General features: G+C 64.4%; 16 protein-coding genes. 13 read left to right on the top strand and 3 right to left on the bottom strand.

Features of this window, described 5'->3' with window-relative positions; all coding sequences use genetic code 11:
- Positions 1 to 19 precede the first annotated feature (19 nt).
- The 8 genes from SH809_12840 (at position 20) to SH809_12805 (ending at position 8,026) form a co-directional block, all read left to right on the top strand.
- Positions 20 to 1,426, top strand: a complete 1,407-nt coding sequence (locus SH809_12840) for a glycosyltransferase (protein MDZ4700587.1) — start codon at positions 20 to 22, stop codon at positions 1,424 to 1,426.
- 4 nt (positions 1,427 to 1,430) lie between these two features.
- Positions 1,431 to 1,850: a hypothetical protein gene (locus tag SH809_12835; protein MDZ4700586.1), complete on the top strand. Its 420-nt coding sequence runs from the start codon at positions 1,431 to 1,433 to the stop codon at positions 1,848 to 1,850.
- A gap of 1 nt (position 1,851) precedes the next feature.
- The gene (locus tag SH809_12830; protein ID MDZ4700585.1) at positions 1,852 to 3,798 is read left to right on the top strand and encodes a tetratricopeptide repeat protein; all 1,947 of its coding nucleotides are present in this window, start codon (positions 1,852 to 1,854) and stop codon (positions 3,796 to 3,798) included.
- Between the two features lie 130 nt (positions 3,799 to 3,928).
- Positions 3,929 to 4,297: a nuclear transport factor 2 family protein gene (locus SH809_12825; GenBank protein ID MDZ4700584.1), complete on the top strand. Its 369-nt coding sequence runs from the start codon at positions 3,929 to 3,931 to the stop codon at positions 4,295 to 4,297.
- Between the two features lie 81 nt (positions 4,298 to 4,378).
- On the top strand, positions 4,379 to 5,785 hold the full coding sequence (locus SH809_12820) for a phospholipase D family protein (GenBank protein MDZ4700583.1): 1,407 nt from the start codon (positions 4,379 to 4,381) through the stop codon (positions 5,783 to 5,785).
- Positions 5,786 to 5,814: 29 nt separating this feature from the next.
- Complete coding sequence (locus SH809_12815) at positions 5,815 to 6,195, top strand: DUF1801 domain-containing protein (GenBank protein MDZ4700582.1); 381 nt, start codon at positions 5,815 to 5,817, stop codon at positions 6,193 to 6,195.
- A gap of 94 nt (positions 6,196 to 6,289) precedes the next feature.
- Positions 6,290 to 6,994, top strand: coding sequence for a DUF1080 domain-containing protein (locus SH809_12810; GenBank protein ID MDZ4700581.1), 705 nt, complete (start codon positions 6,290 to 6,292; stop codon positions 6,992 to 6,994).
- A gap of 528 nt (positions 6,995 to 7,522) precedes the next feature.
- Positions 7,523 to 8,026 carry a hypothetical protein gene (locus SH809_12805; GenBank protein MDZ4700580.1) on the top strand — a complete coding sequence of 168 codons (504 nt, stop codon included), beginning with the start codon at positions 7,523 to 7,525 and terminating at the stop codon, positions 8,024 to 8,026.
- Between the two features lie 117 nt (positions 8,027 to 8,143).
- On the opposite strand, the gene SH809_12800 is transcribed toward SH809_12805, so the two are convergent.
- The 3 genes from SH809_12800 to SH809_12790 form a co-directional block, all read right to left on the bottom strand.
- Positions 8,144 to 10,786, bottom strand: coding sequence for a glycosyltransferase (locus SH809_12800; GenBank protein ID MDZ4700579.1), 2,643 nt, complete (start codon positions 10,784 to 10,786; stop codon positions 8,144 to 8,146).
- A gap of 244 nt (positions 10,787 to 11,030) precedes the next feature.
- Positions 11,031 to 13,199 (bottom strand): TylF/MycF/NovP-related O-methyltransferase, encoded by a 2,169-nt coding sequence (locus tag SH809_12795; GenBank protein ID MDZ4700578.1) that lies wholly within the window; start codon positions 13,197 to 13,199, stop codon positions 11,031 to 11,033.
- 3 nt (positions 13,200 to 13,202) lie between these two features.
- Positions 13,203 to 14,033 (bottom strand): class I SAM-dependent methyltransferase, encoded by an 831-nt coding sequence (locus tag SH809_12790; GenBank protein ID MDZ4700577.1) that lies wholly within the window; start codon positions 14,031 to 14,033, stop codon positions 13,203 to 13,205.
- A gap of 275 nt (positions 14,034 to 14,308) precedes the next feature.
- On the opposite strand from SH809_12790, the gene SH809_12785 reads away from it, so the two are divergent.
- The 5 genes from SH809_12785 to SH809_12765 are packed head-to-tail and all read left to right on the top strand — an operon-like array spanning position 14,309 to position 19,843.
- Positions 14,309 to 16,309, top strand: coding sequence for an N-acetylneuraminate synthase family protein (locus tag SH809_12785; protein ID MDZ4700576.1), 2,001 nt, complete (start codon positions 14,309 to 14,311; stop codon positions 16,307 to 16,309).
- Positions 16,293 to 16,751, top strand: a complete 459-nt coding sequence (locus SH809_12780; GenBank protein ID MDZ4700575.1) for a GNAT family N-acetyltransferase — start codon at positions 16,293 to 16,295, stop codon at positions 16,749 to 16,751. The genes SH809_12785 and SH809_12780 overlap by 17 nt, the downstream gene beginning before the upstream one ends.
- The gene (locus tag SH809_12775; protein MDZ4700574.1) at positions 16,748 to 17,650 is read left to right on the top strand and encodes a TIM barrel protein; all 903 of its coding nucleotides are present in this window, start codon (positions 16,748 to 16,750) and stop codon (positions 17,648 to 17,650) included. Before SH809_12780 ends, SH809_12775 begins: the two co-directional genes overlap by 4 nt.
- On the top strand, positions 17,631 to 19,121 hold the full coding sequence (locus tag SH809_12770; protein ID MDZ4700573.1) for an aminotransferase class I/II-fold pyridoxal phosphate-dependent enzyme: 1,491 nt from the start codon (positions 17,631 to 17,633) through the stop codon (positions 19,119 to 19,121). The genes SH809_12775 and SH809_12770 overlap by 20 nt, the downstream gene beginning before the upstream one ends.
- A gap of 5 nt (positions 19,122 to 19,126) precedes the next feature.
- Positions 19,127 to 19,843 carry an acylneuraminate cytidylyltransferase family protein gene (locus SH809_12765; GenBank protein MDZ4700572.1) on the top strand — a complete coding sequence of 239 codons (717 nt, stop codon included), beginning with the start codon at positions 19,127 to 19,129 and terminating at the stop codon, positions 19,841 to 19,843.
- The last annotated feature ends 53 nt before the right edge of the window (positions 19,844 to 19,896 follow it).

The raw sequence follows: 19,896 nt of genomic DNA, 5'->3' as shown, positions 1-19,896 counted from the left end.
CACAACACCCTCAATGGCCATGGATCAACGACAGTTTGACGCAAAAGAAACCATCAAATCCTGCATTCAAAACGGGCAGCTTTCGGAAGCGGAAGCGCTGCTGGCGACGTGGCGGAAGACCTACGGGCAGGACGAGCGCTATTACCTCCTGGGGGCGATCGTCGCGCTCGAACGGAAACAGTATCCCGAGGCCGAGGAACGCCTTTTCGCCGCCCTCGCCCAGGCGCCGGAGCGCTTCGAAGTGCTTTACCTGCTGGGCAATCTGTACGAGCAGATGGCCGATTTCCCGTACGCGCTCGAATGGTACCGCAAAGCGCGCCTCGTGGCGAACGCCAACCAGCTCGCCCAGATCGACGCCGTCCCACAGCGTATTCCCGGCGTCGAACCCGGTCTCTCGATGGGCAAACGGAAACTGACGCTGTTCGTCCGCGCCGGCTTCGACCAGTTCCTTGACGACCTCATCGGCGGTCTCAACCGTCATTACGACGTCACGAAGGCCGTCATCTCCCGGATCGAGGAGGTCGCCCCGCTTATGGAGCAGGCCGATATCTGCTGGTTCGAGTGGTGCGACGAACTCGTGGTCCACGCCTCGCGCCTCGAAGTCGCCCGCCGCAAGCCGATCGTCTGCCGGCTGCATCGCTACGAGGTCTTCACCCCGATGCCGGCGCAGGTCCAGTGGGAGAATATCGACACCCTGATGCTGGTCACCGACCACCTCATCACGATCCTCCGCAGCACCGTGCCGGGGATCGAGGACCGCGTCCAGGTGGCCGTAGTGTGCAACGGCGTAGCGATCGACCGCTACCGGTTCACGCCGCGCAGCCCGGGCTTCAACCTCGCCAGCGTGGGCTACATCCATTCCCGCAAAAACCCGACGTTGCTCCTGCAAATCCTCGCCAAGCTCGTCCGCTTCGACGCTCGGTACAAGCTGTATGTCGCCGGCCAATTCCAGGAGCCGATGGTGCAGATCTACTGGAACCACATGATCAAGGAGATGGGCCTCGCGAACAACGTCCAGTTCGACGGCTGGCAGAAGGACATCGGTGGATGGCTGTCGGACAAGCAGTTCCTCCTCTCCACCTCGATGCACGAGAGCTTTGGCTACTCGATCGCCGAGGCGATGGCCTGCGGCATCAAGCCGGTCGTCCATAACTTCCCGTTCTCGGGCGGCATCTGGCCGGAACAGGTGCTTTTTAATACGGTCGACGAGGCCGTGGGCATGGTCACGTCGCACATCTACAGTTCGAAGGCGTACCGCGATTTCATCGAGCAGCACTACTCGCTCTTCCAGCAGATCACCGAGACCCGCAAGGTTCTCTCGGCCCTGCCGATGGAGAAGCGGAGCGACCGCAAGGCGGCCCTGTTCCAGAAAGGCGCCCTCCGCGAAACGCTTGCGCAACTCATCCCGACGGAAACCACGGGTTGACCGCATGACCAGGGCCAAGATCTTTTCACCCGAGGCGACGATTCTGGGCATCGAGCCCCGCCGGCACGCCGCCTATCTCATCGTGCGATGCGCGGCGTGCCAGGCGGTGTACGCGGCGTTGTTGCCGACGGTGGCCGGCCTACCGGTCGGGGCGTGTACGTGCGCGACCTGCGGCAACGGCTGGCGGGTGACGCCGGCAGACATTGCCGCCGCGCTCGACCGCCACTGGTCCGAGGAGCCGCGTGACGTCGTTGCCGCCCGTGCCGCCGCGGCGCGGGAGGAAGCCCGGTCCTGGGCGGCGCATCCCGAAGCCCGGGCCGTACTGACCTACGAAGGCGTGCCGCTGGCCGAGTTGTTGGAGGAAGGATCCTTCCCGTATTTCATGTGGGCGCTGCATCGGCGAGAGGCCAAGGGGGATGCGTGAGATGAAAAAAGGCGTCGTGTTCTACGAGACGAGCGGCGTGGCGAACGCGTACATGTCGGTGCTCCGGGCGGCCTCCGAAGCCGGCTATGTGCCCATCCTCAAAGAAGCGGACGCCCTGCGCGACCGCCCGACGCTGCATGCGGCGCATGCGGCCGGCATCCCATGCATCGACTGGCACGCCTTTGCCTCGCTACCCTTGCGCGAGCGCGCCGCCGTCGAAAGCACGCGGCGCGTGAACGCCCTCCTGACACTGATGAAGATCGCGGAGGTGGCGCCCGGAGCCGCTTCGACGGACGGCGGGTTGCTCCACGAGGTGGGGCAACCGTTCTTCCGTTCGCTCCTCCGCCGGCTGGAGCAGCAGGTGCTGGCAATCGACACCCTCAAACGCGTCCTGCACGCGTATGATGTCCGCCTCATCGTCGTTGGCGACGACCATTCGGACGCTTCGCGCGCGGTGGTCCATTTCGCCCGCGAAGCACAGGTGCCGACGCTGGCCCTGGGCGAGTGGTGGTACGGCAGCGGCCTCGAGGCCGTGGCGGAGCCGGCACTGTTTGCCGATTTCGCCGCGGTGGGAAGCCGGCTCGACCGCGACCGACTCGTCGCGGCCGGCGTAGCGTCCGACCAGGTGTTTGTGACGGGCTGGCCCGGAAAGGCGGAGCCCGGGGCGGGCGGAAATGAGCAACGGACGCAGAAGCACGAGGCCCGACTACGGCTCGGGATGCCGCCGGACCGCCCGGTGATCCTCCTCCGGGTGCCTCCGTTTGAAGGCGTGTCGGCGGATTTTGCACGGCGCTTCCGCTTTTCCATGGCGCTGCACATAGCCGCTCTGCAAGCGACCCGGGCCGTGCAGGGCGGGTGCCAGCTGATCGTCGAGCCGGCCGCGGAGGATGAGGCTCTCCTTGTGGCCGCCGGCGCCGATGTGGCCGGCCTGGGCAAACACTACGAGAAGTGGCTGGATGAAGAAGGCTATGGGGATGTCTATCTCGTGCGATGCTCGAACGGCGATGCGGTGCGGGCGGCGGATATGGTCGTCTGCCTCGAATCCTCGCACGCCGTAGTCGAGTCCATGCTTCGGCGTCGCCCTGTGATTGCGGTGACGATGGATCCCGAAGCCGCGCTCGCGCACGAGGGGCTGGTGGGCCCGCTGGTGGTGCGCCGGCTGCCCGACCTGACCGCGGCCATTGAATCCTTACTGGCCGACCCCGGCAGGGCGCGCGCCGTCGTCCAACGCCAGAACCAGCATCTGGCCGATGTGAACCACAGCGCCGACGGCCTCGCGGCCGAGCGGCTGGCGCGGCTTGTGCTGGCGTTGTGCCGGCAGGGCGCCAGCCTCGACGCCCACGCCTGGGATGAGCCTATGCCGGACATTATCGCGGCCTGCGCGGCCATGAAGACGGCCGAACAGGAGCGCCTGGTGGAGGGGGTCCGGGCTGTGCGGAGGCTGCGAACGGCTCAGCCGGCCGAGGCGGAAGCGCTGGTGCGCGAACTGGCGCGCGTCTTTCCGCGGCACGCCCAGCCGGTGTGGGAGTTGTACGATATCCTGACGATGGCCGGCCGAACGGAGGAATCCGCCCGACTTCTCGAGCGCTTCTCTGCCTCGTTCGACGAAACCCACGCCCCGCTCACGGTGCTCGTGCGCCTTGGCCTCATCCGCCTCCGCGCGGGAAATCGCGAAGCAGCCCTAAATGCCTTCGAACAGGCCCGGCTCCAGGCGCCATACGAGCCGGCGGTTCTCACCAGCCTCGGCAAGCTCTACATGGATACCGGCCGGCATGCCGAAGCGCTCGATCTGCTCCGGGATGCCACCGGGCGCCTCCCGGAAGACCCCGACATCTGGCTCGCCCTCGCCCACGCTGCCCGGCAACTGGACGACCACGAAACGTTCAAAAAAGCCAGCGAAACCTACCATCTCCTCGCCGACAAGCCTGCGACGCCGGAGATGGAGTGAGGGAGCGCCCTCGGCGTTACATCGTACAGGAGCCCGGGCTATGTTTCCATGACGTTACCATCTCCCCCTTGCGTATATCGCCGCCGGCTCCGTCCTTGTCGGTCCGTTCAACCCATAGCAGGTAGCCTCCATGTCCACCCTCGACATTGCCCGCAAACTGGCCGACCTCTGCCGGCAGGGTCAAAATCTCGAAGCCATTAACACCCTCTTCGCGGAAGACGCCATGAGCGTCGAAGCCGGCGCGCCGCCGGGATCCGAGCGGGAAGCCCGCGGCCTCGAAGCCATCCGCGCCAAATCCGCCTGGTGGGTGGCCAATCACGACGTCCATTCCGCCACGGTCACTGGCCCGTGGCCGCACGACGACCGGTTCATCGTCGGCTTCCAGTACGACATCACCCACAAACCGTCGGGCCGGCGGATGCAGATGGATGAGGTCGGGCTCTTCCAGGTCAAAAACGGGAAAATCGTGCGGGAAGAGTACTTCTACCACATGGGATGAACGGTTTAAGGTTAAAAAGTTCAAGGTTCTATGAATGAGCGTCTTTGAACCTTAAACCCCGAACCTTAAACCCTGCAGCCCATGTTTTCCACGGCTACCACCGAACACGCCGGCCAGACGGGGATCTTCCCGCTTGCGGGCCCCCGTCAGGCCTTCGTTGCCCTCCACCAACTGGTGGATGCGGCGCAGGACACGATCGACGCCCTCTATTACATCTGGCGTGGAGACCAATCGGGCCTCCTTCTGTTCGAGGCGTTGTGGCGCGCCGCCGAGCGCGGTGTTCGCGTCCGGCTCCTGCTAGACGACGGCACCACGGAGGAACTCGACCCTACCCTCGCCGGGCTAGACACCCACCCGAACATCGAGGTCCGCATCTACAATCCGCTCCGCTGGCGCAAGCTGCGTTATATGAACGCGCTGACGGATTTCTGGCGCTCCAATCGGAGGATGCACAACAAGTCGCTCACGGTGGACGGAAAGGCGATAGTGACTGGCGGCCGAAACGTGGGCAACGAATACTACGCCGAGGGGGATGGAATGGCGTTCACCGACCTCGATGTGCTGGCGATCGGGGCGGTAGTGGAAGAAGCGGGGACGATGTTCGACCTCTACTGGACCAGCACCCTGGCCGCGCCCATCTCCCGGCTTGTCCCGCCGGCCGGCCCGGCCGAGGGCGAGCGGCTGTTGGATCAGTTTACGGCCAATCGGATGGATCCAGATTCGACCGGTTACATGCAAGCCCTCTACGAGACGCCTATCTTGACCGAATTGGAGGAGGGCAAACGAGCATGGATCTGGACAGAAGCCCACCTCCTCTACGACGATCCTCTCAAAACGCTGGGACACGATGAGCACCCCGAGGTGCTGCTCCTGACACAGCTGCTCGAACACATCGGTTCACCGGTGCGTCGCCTCGATCTGGTGTCGGCCTACTTCGTGCCGATGGCGGCGGGAACGGCGACGCTGAAGAGGCTGTCCGAACGTGGCGTCCAGGTTCGCGTCCTCACCAACTCGCTGGAATCAACGGACGTCACGGCCGTCCATGCCGGCTACGCCAAACGCCGCAAGGCGCTGCTCCGCGCCGGGGTTCAATTGTTTGAACTCAAACGCGGGTGGGGCGATACCACCGGTGCGCATGAGTCCATCGGCGGCAGTTCCGCCGCCAGCCTCCACGCCAAGACGTTTGCGCTGGACGACCGGCATGTGTTCGTGGGATCGTTTAACTTCGACCCCCGGTCCGCGCGGTTTAACACGGAAATGGGGCTGTTGCTGGATAGCCCTGACCTCGCGCGCCGGCTTAGCCATGTGTTCGACGCCGAGTTTGCCCTCACGGCCTACGAGGTCTACCTCACGCCGGAGGGCCGGCTCGAGTGGCTCGAATGGACTCCCGAGGGCAAGAAACGCCATACCATCGAACCGGGTACAACCGCATTCCGGCGTCTGAAGGTGCGTCTGCTGGCGCTCCTCCCGTTTGAATGGATGCTCTGAGGGCCACCAGCTCATCTATCAAAATCCCTATGAACGAACCCCCCGTCAAACCCGCCACCGTCGACGCCTACATCGCCGGCTTCCCGCCCGACATCCAGGAGATCCTGCGGACCTTACAGGCAACGGTGCGCAAAGCCCTTCCCGAAGCAGACGAAAAGATCAGCTACGGCATGCCGGCTTTCGCCCAACATGGTATGGTGATCTACTACGCGGCGTTTAAAAAACACATCGGCATCTTTCCTCCGGTAAAAGGGGATGCGCAGCTCCAGAAGGACATCGCCCGGTACCGCGGCGAAAAGGGCAACCTCCAGCTGCCCTTGAGCGAACCCATCCCGTACGACCTCATCGCCCGCATCGCCGCCGCCCGCCTCCACGAGAACCTGGAAAGGAAGGCGGCGAAAAAGCGATGACGTTGGGTTTTATGTGCTCATTGCCGGCCCGCACCCATTTCGTAGAGACGCTCCTGTGGAGCATCTCTACACACACACATTTGTCACCATCACCATGCACAACATCCTTTTAAAACCAGCCGGCATCCTGGTACTCCTCCTCGTCGCCGCCGGCTGCGAAGCCCCTCCCGAGTCGCGCGCACTCTTCAACGGGCGCGACCTGACGGGTTGGCACATCGACATCCCGGCGATGGACACAAGCGCCGTCGAGAACCCGTTCTTCGTGCGCGACGGCCTGCTCGTCAGCGCCGGCACGCCGGAAGGCCATCTCATCACGGATGACGTGCACCAGAACTACCGGCTCGAAATCGAATACCGCTTCGCCGGCGAACCCGGCAACTGCGGCGCGCTCGTCCACGCCTCGACACCTCGGGCCCTGTACGCGATGTTTCCGAAGTCCATCGAGGTCCAGATGCTGCATGAAAACGCCGGCGACTTCTGGGTGATCGTCGAGGACATCGAAGTGCCGGACATGGAGGCCCGGCGCGGGCCACGCGCCGAATGGGGGATCACCGAGGGCAAAGCCCGCCGTATCCTCAACCTCACCGACGGTTCGGAGCGACCGGTCGGCGAATGGAATGCCATGACGATCGAGACCGTGGGCAACACGCTGCGGGTCTGGCTGAACGGGGACCTGGTCAACGACGGCTTCAACGCCACGGTCGACCGCGGGCAGATCGCGCTCCAGGCGGAAGGGGCGGAGGTGGAGTTCCGGAAGGTGGCGCTAACGCCGATCACGCAGCTGTCGCCGGCCGAGTGAGAAGGGGGGCGCCGGTTGATTTGGTGTGTTATGACTCTCGGATCCTATCTCGCAAGTCATCCGGATTACGCATGCACCTGCCGGCGTGTATCGTTTCGCCTTGAGGGTTTCAAGGGACAAACGTTCTGAGGGCGATTGGGTGCGCTCGGTGCCGTTTGTGGTCGAGGGGGAATAAAAAACTGTTGGGATTTGCGCAATGCTGATTTTTAGTGGGTTTCCACTCTTTGCAATGTCGCTATTCTCCAGGTTCGTCGTCCTCGCGAAAGCGGGGATCCATGCAATGCTGCATGAATGGCTTGGATCCCCAATCGAGTTGGGGAAGACGAGACGGGAGAAACAGCTTTTTTCAACCTTTTCTGAAGTGCTTAAATGGATGGCGACGAGTGGTGTGTTTAAGCTGACAACGCGTTTTTAGTGTTCACACCACTCGGCGGCACACCGCAACTTCATGGCGTATTGGCGGCCGGTTTTCTCGAACTCGAATTACGGTCTAACGATCGGGCTTTCGATTGACATTAAATCAGTCTTATGCGATTTCTCGCTCATTCACTGCTCGTATCGCTCCTGACCACTCCCTGGGTGCTGGTCACTCTCGCGCAAGACTACGCGATTCAAACGTCGCAAGCCAGCTATGAGGTCGTCATCGGAGAAGATAGCCGGCGGTTTCTCTATGTAGCTATCCCGTCGGTGTTTACGAACACGTCTTTCGACGCCGTCTTTTTGCCTGGCTGTCACACCACATCTACGTCGTTAGTGCGCAAACAAGACGATACCTGGGTCATGGTGTATTCGCCCATCCACATATTGATGTGCAATCGTCCGCGTAAGAAGTTGATGCCTGGCGCTTCAATCGACTTGGAGGGGGAGATCAATGCATGTTTGCCGGACCAGAACTGCGGCCCGGAATTCGTCGGCCCAATCGAAGGGACGTTTCGGCTTCGCCTGATGGTGTACACTCAACCCGAGGAATTTTATCCGGCCCCGCTGGAATCCAGGGTGTCGAATCCATTTGAACTGCGTCTGGCGGATTGAAATGCGAATTTTGTAACGCCGGGTTACGCCTTGCTTCGATTGGGGTCGAGGGAGCGTGGAGCAAGCGCCGGGTTACGCTTCGCTAACCCGACCTACGTGATGGGGCGTGGATCGGCTTTACAACGCCATTTTTTCCACCATCGCGGCCCAATCGGGGAAGCGCTGCTTGAGGTAATCGCCGGCGCGGCGGGCCTCGGTGTGGTGTTCGGTGGCGAGGGAGGTCTGGATGAGTTCGTACAGCGCCTCGGGGCTTTCCTCCAGCTTCAACGAGGCCTCCAGCGCCTCGATCGCCGGCCCGAACTGGCCCTGCATCCGCGATGAAATGGCGCGGAGCACAAACGGATACGGCGCGCGCGGGAAAGCGTTCACGGCCTCGTCGGCGATGCGTGTGGCCAGCGCTAGGTCGCGGCGGGAGAGGCTTTCCTGGAACCGGGTGATGTACTCGGGGAGGGTCTTCGCCGGCGTGTATCCTCCTTCCGGGAAATACCGCTGGATGTGCGCCCGGGAGAAGAGCTGGCCATCGAGGATCGTCAACACGCCGCGGTCGAACATCCCGTATTCCTCCCAGATCCGGATCGTCTCGCGTTTGCCCGTCGCCGCGCCGTGTTCGATGCCGGCGGGGTTCCGATAATACAGCCCCAGCGTCCCCGGATACCGGTAAAACGGCTCGTGTTTGCCGACACGGAGCCAGAACTCGTAGTCGCCGGCCGAGATCAACTCCTCCCGAAACAACCCGTAATCGTCATGCAGCCGCTTCCGCCACATCGGCTGGGAGCCGATGATGCAGTGACGCTCGAGTTCGCGATAGGAGTACACCGGCCAGTCGAGGCGCTTCTTCGAGGACGTGGTAACAAACGTCTCATTCGGGACGCTGGTGTCGATCTGGCCCGGATACACCAGGGCGATGTCGGGGCTTTCGTCCAGGAGATCGGCCATGACCTCCAGGGCGTCCGCGCGGTGGCGGTCGTCGGTGTTGGCGCTGGTCAGGTAGCTGCCGGCCGCCATCCCGATGCCGCGGTTCCAGCTCGCGTAAAGGGGCTCGCGCGCCGGCGTACGCACGTAGCGGATGCGCTCGTGCCGGCGCTGGAAGGCCTCGACAACCGCCCGTTCGTTCTGGGGACTCGCGGCGTCGACGACGACGATTTCGAGCCCGCCTTTTGCGAAAAGGGTCTGGCCTACGAGGTTTTCCATACAACCCTGGATAAACGCCTCGGCGTTGTAAGTCGATACCAGCGCCGTCACCCGGGGCGGGGCTCCGGCGACGGCCGGCTTCGGCCGATACGCATCGTCACCCGTCATCGCATCGAACCCCTGCACGCCGGCCCGGAGGCGCTCGTAAATCGGCCGCGCCTTGTCGTGTTCGCCCATGGCGCGGAGCGTCCGCGCGAAATACCACTGGAGGCGGATGTCCTGGAGCCCGGCCTGGAACGCGGCGGCGTATTCGCCGATCGCCTGCGCCGACGCGCCGTTGGCCTCCAGGTAGAGACCGCACCAGAGGCGGAGGTGGCCATCGGTCGGCGCATGCCGGGCATAGCGGTAATAGCCGCTATTGTACATAAGGAAACTCGCGGCCCCGATCCGGCGGTCGGCGGCGAGCACCTGGGCGGACCAGCGGCCGGCGAGGCTCGTCGTCAGGTCCGCGCCCTCGTCTCCGAGCGAGTCCGCCAGCGTATGGGCCGTCGAAGGGGAGGGGCCGCCGGACCAGGCGTGGTGGCGGCGCGGTTGGGCCATCAGCCGCTCATAACAGGCATTCATCGCCACCGCCGCGTTTTCCGCGCCGAAGTGGGCGCGGGCGTGTGCCGCGGCGTTGCGGCCGAGGCGCAGGCGTTCTTCGGGATGATGGTAGAGGTGTTCGACGGCGTCGCGGTAGGCGGCCGGCGTATCGACAATCAGCCCGGTCTGTTCATGCTCGATGAGGCGGACGACGCCGCCGTACGGGAAAACGACAGGCGGCACGCCGGCGTACATCGCCTCCTGAAGGTTAAGCTCGGCCGCGGCATAGGTCTCGGGGCAAAGCGGGTAGCCGTAGACGTCCATCGTGGCCAACACGCCGGCGATATCCTCCACATACCCCTTAAAATCAAACCGATCCGCAGCGTTCAGCGCCGTCGCCTGTTGGCGGAGTTGCTCCTGGATCCCGTTGCCGCAGACGACAAAGCGCACATCCGGAATCCGGATCGACGCACTCATCGGGACGTATTCGGGGTGCATCTTGACGAAGCTGACGGTACCGATGTAGCCGACATTAAAGCCGGCGTGTGGCCGGGGCACGACATCCTTCACCCGGTCGAGGTCCGCCGGCGCGAGCACCATTGCCTTCTTTTCTTCCGGCAGCGTATGGAAGATCGCGTTGGTTTCGAAGGTGAACGGGTTGCAGGCGATCGTCAGGTCCGCCATCGCCGCAAGGGCCGGGGAGATCAGCTGGGGCGCGGCGGTACCGGCCACATGGTGCCACACAGCCAGCCGGCAGGCCGGGAAGTTCGAGCGGACGAATTGCATCACCGCCGGCGCATTCCAGCACTCGATCTGTACAACGTCCGCCGCCTCGATGGCGGCGTGCAGCGCCGTCGTGTCCGGCAGCGCCACCACCTCGACGCCGGCCTCCCGCGCCAGCGCCCGCGCCTCGTCCGACACGCCTCCGAGCCCCGCGATCCGGTGCGTATACGGCCCGAGCCGCGCGGACGCCCGTGCTGTCGTTAACGCCGCCCGCGTAGCCCCGCCGGCGTCCATGGCTTCAATGAGATGGAGGATGGAGGGCATGGAGGGTTTAAGGGTTAAGGTTCGATGTTCAAGGGGTGAAAGGGGATTTATATAGGGTTCAGAAACTGTTGAGATTTCCACAACCCAAGGCATAGTCATCCCCGCGCAGGCGGGGATCCAGCCCTCAGACTGACATTTTTCTGGGTCCCCGCCTGCGCGGGGATGACTTGCTCACTATGCAAAACGCAAATCTCAACAGTTTCTCAAGCCCTTGAACATAGAACATTGAACCTGGAACGCGAAGCTATCCCTTCAGCATCCACATCCCCTGGTTGTCGCCCGGGACGGGTTCAAGGGGGAAGGAGATGCCGCGGAATTGCTGAAATTCGTCGGTGGCTTTCTGGCAGCCTTCCCAGCATCCGTAGTCGTCGAATTGCATGACGCCGCCGGGGACGACCTGGTCGTAGAACTCGTTGAGGATCGTCATGGTGGACGAGTACCAGTCGGCATCCAGGTGCAACAGGGCGATGGGGCCGATGCCGTCTTTCTGGCCGGCCAGCGTATCCTCAAAAAAGCCCGGTACGAGGGAGACGAACTCGGCGACGCCGAGGGTTTCGCAGACCTCGCGGACGCCATCGACGGAGCCGGCGCAGGTGCCCGTGCCCCAGCCGGTTTCGTCCGCCGGTATGCCGTTCTGGGTGTCGTGAACGGTCGGCTCGGGCATCCCGCTGAACGTGTCGAACGCGTAGTGGTGCCGCTGCCGTTTGCTGTAGCGCTGGATGACGAGGGCGAGCATGGCGGTCGACCCGCCGCGCGCGACGCCACACTCCACGAAATCCCCCGGAATATCCTGCTCACACACCCGCCGCGCGATGGCGTACAGGTTGTAGAGCCGCTTCTCGGGCATCATGGTGTGGGGGCGGACGAGCGCGAGCAGCTCCTGGAACGCGGCGTCGCCGATGGCTTTTGTGTCGGGCGCGGTCTGCAGCACCTGCTGGAGCAAGGCACGCGCGTTTTCGTTGTCCGGGAAGTGGTGTAGTTCTTCGCGCAGCGCCTCGCGGGCGTCGAACGGCTTGCCCAGATGCAGCAGGCAGGCTGCCCGGAGGTAGTCCACATTGAGCAACGGCAGCCGCATGGCCTTGGCGCGCGAGGCGGCCCGGAAGGCGTCCTGGTACTGGCCGGTTTTAAACGTCTGGATCGCCGTCTGGAGCAGTGCCTCGAGCTCCGAAGGCGACGGCGCCTTGAATTCGGCGGCGGGCGTGGCTGCTGGCACAGCCGACGCCGCCGCTTGATCTTGCCGGGGGGCCGATTTGGCGGCCGGCAGATACATCCTCATAAGTCGGTCGAACACGCGGGCGCGCGCCCGCATGTCGTACTCGCGTTGGCAGCGCTCCTGGCCGCGCCGGGCGATGGCCTCGCGCTCGGCCGGATGCGCCAGGAAATAGCGGATCTTCTCGATCAGCTCGTCGGCGCTCCGGTAGGTCTCGATCTCATGGCCGGGTTCGAAGAAGCGATGCAGGTCGGGCACGTGCTGGGTCAGCAAAAACGCGCCGGCGCCGGTGGCTTCGAACAGCCGCATGTTGACGGTATCGCCCCCGCCAAGGTCGGTATCCCCCTTCGGGCTCCGCAGCTTATGATCCGCCCGTGCATCCAGCACGATGCGCGCCCGCCGAAGGGTCTGGTGCATGGCCTGGCCGAACACGGGCCGGCGCACAAACGGCCGCAGCGCCTCGGGCACGGGCAGATGGCCGGGGTCGGTGTGCAGCGCGAACGAAAACGGCGCCGTCGCCGAGGCCGCTTCGCGGGCCACGCGCTCGAGCATCCGGTTACGGGTGTCGTGTTGTTGGATCGTCCACGAGCCGGTGAAGAGCACATCTAGCTCGGGTTTGATGTCCGCCACGGACTCCACGATCCCCCCTGGCATGCCCGGGTAGAAGTAGGCTGTGTGCCGCGCCCCCATGGCGCGGACGGCATCCAGCAAAAGAGGGAGGCCGGAAAGGACGAGGTCATACCCCGACCAGTCCGCCCCCGCCGCGATGTCCGCCGCGCGCCAGCCGGCCACCAGCCGGGGGCGGTAGGGGAGCGAGGCGATGAAGGCGGTGTCGAAGAGCACGGGGTTGCAGGTATAAAAAATGTCCGGCCGGTAAAACCCGACCTGCCGGCGCACCACATCGTGCACCCACGTTGCCTGGTTAATGCCCCTCGCCTCTGCGGGATGCTCATTCAGCCATTGGATTTGTGCGTACGGGTTGTCCGCTACGACGAAGCGAGCATCGTAGCCGTGCTCCGTCAGATAGGGCGTGAAGATGTGCGCCGCCGCCACGCCGTCGTCGAGCACGGCCTGAATCTGGGTGTCGAAGGAAGTATCCTTCAGGGCGGGCTGCGCGCGGTAGAGCTGCTCGGTCGCCTCCGGGTAGAAGGTGTGGACGTGCAGCAGCCGCAGCCGCGGTTCACTCGGGCGTTCCGGGGTCATGGGTCAGATGGCGAGGTTCTCGATGGCGGAGGGGCGAGCGCTTTCGGCGTAGCCGTAGGCGCGGGCGATGCGTGCGGCGTGTGCCGCCTCATCCATGAACTGGGGGTTGCGGAAGACGCGATTCGGCCGCGCGAACCGCGAGCCCGGTTGGGTGACGATGGAGATGCAGTCGATCGTCAGCGGCGTATCCAGCCAGTTGATCATTTCCTGGTTGATGCAGGCCAGGCCGGCCTGCCGCGCCGCCTGCGCGAAACTCGTGGCGCTCACGCTATGCGCCCGCCAGTGGTCGACGGGCCGGACGATCCCGAGCGCCTCGAACTCCTGCGGCGACATCCCCTTGACCGACTGGATGTAGCTGTCGTAGGCGCCCACGTTCGAATGATGCAGGAACGCCACGCCGTCCTTCCGGAGCTTGCGGCGGAGCTGCTGGAGGTAGGCCGTGATCACCTCCTGCTCGGCGTGCACGAGCGAGTCGAAGCTGAACGCCAGGTCGATGCTGTCGTCGGCGATCATCGACAGCGACAGCCCGTCGTTCACGTGGTAGCCGATGTGCCGTTCGCCGGCGAAGCGTTGTTTACACGCGTCGATGCATTCCTGGGAGAGCTCGACAAGCTGCAGCTGCCGGCAGTGGTCCTTCAGAAAATGGGTCCAGCGGCCATATCCCGGCGCGATCTCGAGGATGGACGCAGCGGGAAGGAAGGGGTAGAGGCGCGGCATGAGGCTGGCCTGCCACTGCATCTCGGGGCCACCCCACGAGGCCGACCATTCGTTGCCCTTTTCTTGCCAGTTGTAGGATCCGTCCCACACCTGCTTGTTCTGCTGGATTGTTGCCATTGGATCGAAGTGTTGGATGCGTGGATGTGCTTATGCCAGGGCCCGAGCGCAAAAGCTATTCCGGGGCGCCGTCGGCGTGAAATCGCCGATTGCCGGGAATCACCCGGCAATTCTTTCCAGCCATCGGTCAAAAAAGGATGGCACCACGTCGTCTTTGCCCCCGCCTCGCGGCAACGGGCGCCGATTCTCCGACGGCGGTCCTGGTGGCATAGTCCTTGACCTCCCCGCCGGCGCGACGCCGTCATCCCACGGCGCGTCCTTTCATTTCGTGCGGCATGTCTCCAGTCATCCTCCATATCGGGTACCACAAGACGGCGACGACCTGGCTGCAAAACGCCATCTTCCCACGGATTGACGAGGTGCACTACGCCGGCCGACGCGCCCCCGACTACCTGACCGCCCGAGGCGGCGTAGACCCTACCGCGTTTGTCAACGACCTGGCGATGAACGACGTGGCGGATCTGTCGAAGCTTCAGCGGGCGTTCGACGACGTCTGCCACCCGGAGATGCCGACCCTGCTCTCCCACGAAAACCTGCTGCGGCCGTATCGCATGCGGCAAACGGCCGAACGCATCGCCGCGCTCACAAAAGGCCTGCCCCGCGCCATCGTGCTCTCCATCCGGCGGCAGGATCAGCTGCTGTTTTCGCGGTACACGCACGACCGGGGGAATCCGGCCTTTCCGCCCTATGCGATTGAAGACGCCCTCTCGACCCGGCCGCAGGAATGCAGTTTCCCGCGGTGCCAGCAGGATGCCGCCGGGATCTGTGCCTGCCTCGCCGCTGGCGTGAAGCGCATCCCCCTCTGGTTTTACGACTTTGCCGCTACCTACGACCTCTACGCGTCCGCTCTACCCGACGCCCGGATCCACGTCGCGGTCATGGAACGCTTATCCGACCTTGAGACGGGGGAAATGGCGCGCCTGCTGACGTTTATCGGGGCCGACGCCTCGCGGTACGACCTGGCTGACCTCACCCGGCAGCAGCGCCTCAATACGGCGCGCGTCGACCCCGGCATTGAGCGGGATCGGCAGCGGTATTTCAAGGCCGGCGGGATGGGGGATCGGCTCCTTCGCCATTTTCAATCGGGAAACCGGCGCCTGGATCACCTCGCCGGCCTCGACCTCGCTTCCGCCGGCTATTACGCACCTTCCCGTACGCCCGCGCGCAAACCGATTCACCGCCCGGGTCAACGCACAAGAACCATGGAAAAAACCCTCAACATCGCCGGCATCCGCCTCGGAGCCGGCCATCCTGTATTCGTGATCGCCGAAGCCGGCGTTAACCACAACGGCGACCCTCGCATCGCCGCGCAGCTGCTCTTCGCCGCGCGCGATGCCGGCGCCCGGTGCGTCAAATTTCAAACCTTCAAGGCCGAACGCGTCGCGTCGGTGGAGGCGCCGAAAGCGGCCTATCAACTGCGGTCGACCGATCCAGGCGAGTCGCAAATAGATATGCTGCGCCGGCTCGAACTGTCGTCCGACGCCTACGCCGAGTTGATGGAGATCGCGGAAGCCACCGGCGTCCTGCTGCTCTCCACGCCTTACAACGTAGAGGATGTGGACTTCCTGGACGACCTCGGGATGCCGGCGTTTAAACTCGCGTCCCTGCATGTCGCCGAGCCCTACTTCTTGAAATACGTGGCGCGTAAAGGCAAGCCGATCCTGCTATCAACCGGTATGGCGACACTCGACGAGGTGTCGAACGCGGTAGATGCGATCCGCGGCGCCGGCAACGACCAGCTCGTCCTCCTCCAGTGCACCACCAACTACCCATCGACCATCGAGGATACCAACCTCCGGGCGATGCAGACCATGCGCGACGCGTTCGACGTGCTCGTCGGCTATTCGGATCATACCCTCACCGACACCGCCTGCATCGGCGCAGTTGCCCTGGGCGCGTGCGTCATCGAAAAACACTTCACGCTCGATACCCGGATGCCCGGGCCGGACCACGCCAGCTCGGTCGACCCCGCGGCGTTTCGGGTCCTGGCAGACCGCATCGGCGAGGCCGAGCGTATGCTCGGGTCCGGGCTTAAAATTCCGTCGGAGGTGGAAAAAAAGAATGCGCCCGGCATGCGCCGCAGCGTCTACACGCGGACGCACATCCGCCAGGGCGACCGAATTACGCCGGAGATGCTCACCTTCAAACGGCCGGCGACAGGCCTCGCGCCGGTCTTCTTCGAACGCCTCATTGGCCGCGTGGCGCTGTGCGATATCCCCGCAAACGCCCCCGTTTCCGAGGACCAGGTGGCCATGGACGATGCCGACGCTCGCTGAACTCCGCCCGGCCGACGCCGCTGATCTGGCCGCCCTGCTGACTGCGGACGGGCCGGAGTATGGCAGATATTTTGTCCCCTTTACCTCAAATACACCGGCCGCCCTCGCCGAACGCCTCGCCTCCGCGCGGCGCGACCGGTATTGGGGCTTCCGGCAAGAACACCGGCTCGTCGGGTTTTTTATGCTCCGAGGATTCGACGACGGCTTCGCCCGGCCCTCGTTCGGGGTCTTTATAGCCCGTGAGGCCGCCGGCCACGGACTCGCCAGCCGCGCCCTCGCCGAGGCCATCGACTGGTGCCGGCGCAACGACGTCGCGGCCCTGATGCTGAAGGTGCATCCGGACAACGCGCCGGCCCTCCAGGCCTATCTCAACGCCGGCTTCTCGGCCTTCGACATCTGCCCGCGCACCGGGCACACCATGATGCAAATGCAACTCGCATGAAGGAAGTCTACCTCTCGACCGGTGCGTTTCGGACACGCTCGCTGGACGACATCGTCTTCCATTGCCTCCGGCACGATATCCGGCACCTCGAACTCAGCTCGGGGCTCGATCCGGTCGACCTTAAGACAGTCGGCCATCGCCTTGAGACGCTCGCACCATGCCTGGTCCATAACTACTTCCCGCCGCCGGCAACGCCCTTTGTGCTCAACCTCGCGGCCGACGAAAAGCCGGCCCTCGCCGCCAGCCTTGCGCTCTGCCACCAGGCCATCGACCTCTGCGCCGCCCTCGACGCCCCGTTTTACAGTGTCCACGGCGGCTTCGTGGCCGACCTCACGCCACAGCAGCTCGGCGACGCCGACGCCCAGGCCGTCCTGGCGCTAGGGATCGACACTGACGCGTACGAACGCGCGTTCGACCGCTTCTGCGAGAGCATGGCCACGCTCAGCACCTACGCCTGCGCCACGGGCGTTCGCCTCCTCGTCGAAAATAACGTGCAGGCCCGCCGGCCGATCGGCACGCGGCACCTCCTCATGGTCACCGCCGAGGACTTCGAGCGCTTCTTCGCGCGCCTCAACGACCGCAACCTCGGCGTCCTCGTCGATGTCGGCCACCTCATCGTCTCAGGTAAGACGTGCGACTTCATGCCGAGCGAGTTCTGCCTGCGGCTGGCCCACCGCATCGAAGCCTTTCACCTCAGCGAAAACGACGGCTGGGCCGACCAGAACCTGCCTGTTCGCGCCAATTCCTGGTTCTGGCCGATCGTCCGGCATTTCCCCGAGGCGACCCTTGTCCTGGAAGCCTACGGGCTGTCGATCAGCCAGATGCTCGAACAACGCGATCTCGTCGCCGGCATCCTTCACCCCGAACGTCATCAACTCCATGCGATCAATCACGGATAACCTGCTGCGGTATTCCGACACCGTCGAGAGCCTGCTCCGCGCCCTGAACCGGGGCATCTTCGGCGTCGTCTTTGTCGTCGATGACGAGGGGGTGATGGTGGGGCTTTTCACGGATGGCGACGTCCGCCGCGCCCTGCTTGCCGGCGCCACGCTCGATGAGCCGATCGAGCGCTACATGAACCGCACCTTCGCCGCCGGCTCGGCCGGCGCGGCCCGTGCCGACAACCTCAAGCTCCTCAACGAACGCGTCCGCCATCTGCCGCTCCTCAACGAACGCGGGCAGCCGGTGGACCTGATCTCCTGGGCCGAGATGTGGCGGCTCCCCGTCACCCAGCCGGCACTGGGCGGCAACGAACTCAAGTACGTCAGCGACTGCATCGCCACCAACTGGATCTCGTCGCAGGGCGAATACGTCAACCGGTTTCAGGAGACGTTCCGGGCGTATGTCGGCAGCGAACACGCGCTCTGTACCTCCAGCGGCACCACGGCGCTGCACCTCGCCCTCGTCGCCCTCGGCGTCGGGCCCGGGGACGAGGTGATCGTCCCGAACCTCACATTCGGCGCCTCGGCCAACGCGGTCATCCACGCCGGCGCCATCCCCGTCTTCGCCGACGTCGACCCCGACACCTGGACCCTCAGCGCCGCCGGCGTCCGCGAGGCCCTCTCCGTCCGCACCCGCGCCATCATGCCGGTCCACCTCTACGGCCATCCGTGCGACATGGACCCGATCATGGACCTTGCCCGCCGGCACAACCTGTTTGTCGTCGAGGACTGCGCCGAGGCGCTCGGGGCCGAGTACAAAGGCCGGCAGGTGGGCACGTTCGGCGACGTGGGCTGCTTCAGCTTCTTCGCCAACAAGGTCATCACGACCGGGGAAGGGGGGATGGTGACCACCAACCGCCGCAGTTTGCACGAGAAAATGGCGATCCTGCGGGATCATGGGATGGAGAAAAGCCGGCGCTACTGGCACCTCTATGCCGGCTTCAATTATCGGATGACCAACATTCAGGCGGCCATCGGCCTCGCCCAGATGGAGCGCGTGGACGCGTTTCTCGCGAAACGCCTCGAAATCGTCGACCGCTACAACCGGGGCCTCGGCGATCTACCCGGCATTATCCTGCCCCCGGAGGCGCCCTGGGCCCGGAATATATTCTGGCTGTACTCGATCCTGATCGACGAGTCGGTGCTGGGCCTCGACCGCGATACGCTCCGCAGCGTGCTCGCCGAACACGGTATCGAGACCCGCAATTTCTTCTGCCCGCTGCACGACCAGCCGGCGTACATCCCCTATGCCCACGGAGACTTCCCGGTGACGGCGTCCCTGGCCGCCCGCGGGATGAATCTGCCAACCTCAAACGACCTTTCCCTGGAGGATGTGGACCGCGTCTGCACCATCATCCGGCAGTCCGTGCGCGACGCACACCTCATCCGTTCCCGTTTCACCAAAACCCTGGCGGCGCTGCCGGCCTGACGCGTATGTCCAACATCCTTTGCCTCATTCCGGCCCGCGGCGGCTCACGACGCGTGCCCCGCAAAAACGTCCTCCCCCTCGCCGGCAAGCCGCTGCTGGCTTACACCCTCGAAGCCGCTATCGATTCGGGTGTGTTCGCGGATGTCGTCGTCTCGTCCGACGATGCCGAGATCCTCGCCGTGGCCCGAGAATGGGGCGCCGGCACGGACGAACGCGCCGCCAGTCTCGCCGGCGACACCGTTCCGATGGTTCGCGTCGCCGAAGAATACCTCCGGCGAGACGGCATGAACACGCGCTACGACCATGTGGCCGTCATGCTGCCGACCTGCCCGTTCCGGACGGCGGAAGACGTGCGCCGCGCCGCGGCCCTGTACGCACGGCAGACGGGAGACGTCAGTCTCATCGCCGTCACGAACTACGAGTTTCCGCCCCAGCTGGCGATGACAATCGCGGAGGACGCCGGCCTTGCGATGCGCGAGCCGGAAACCTACCTTCGGACCACCCGCAGCCAGTCGATCGACACGGCCTATCACCCCAACGGTGCGCTGTATATGGCCTCCGTAACGCGCTTCCTGGCCAACGGCACCTTCTTCCACGAACCGATGGTTGGCTATGCCATGCCGCCCGAACGGTCGCTGGATATCGATTATCCCTATCAGTTCCAGATGGCCGAGGCGCTCATGCAGGAGCGGCTGGCAACGGCCGAGTCTGAGAGCTTTTAAGGATGGGAGTTTTTTGAGTATGGGAGTATGGGGGTATGGGAGTCTCTGAATAC

Source organism: Rhodothermales bacterium (assembly GCA_034439735.1).
Lineage (GTDB): Bacteria > Bacteroidota > Rhodothermia > Rhodothermales > JAHQVL01 > JAWKNW01.
This window is presented reverse-complemented; position numbering and strand designations above follow the sequence as displayed.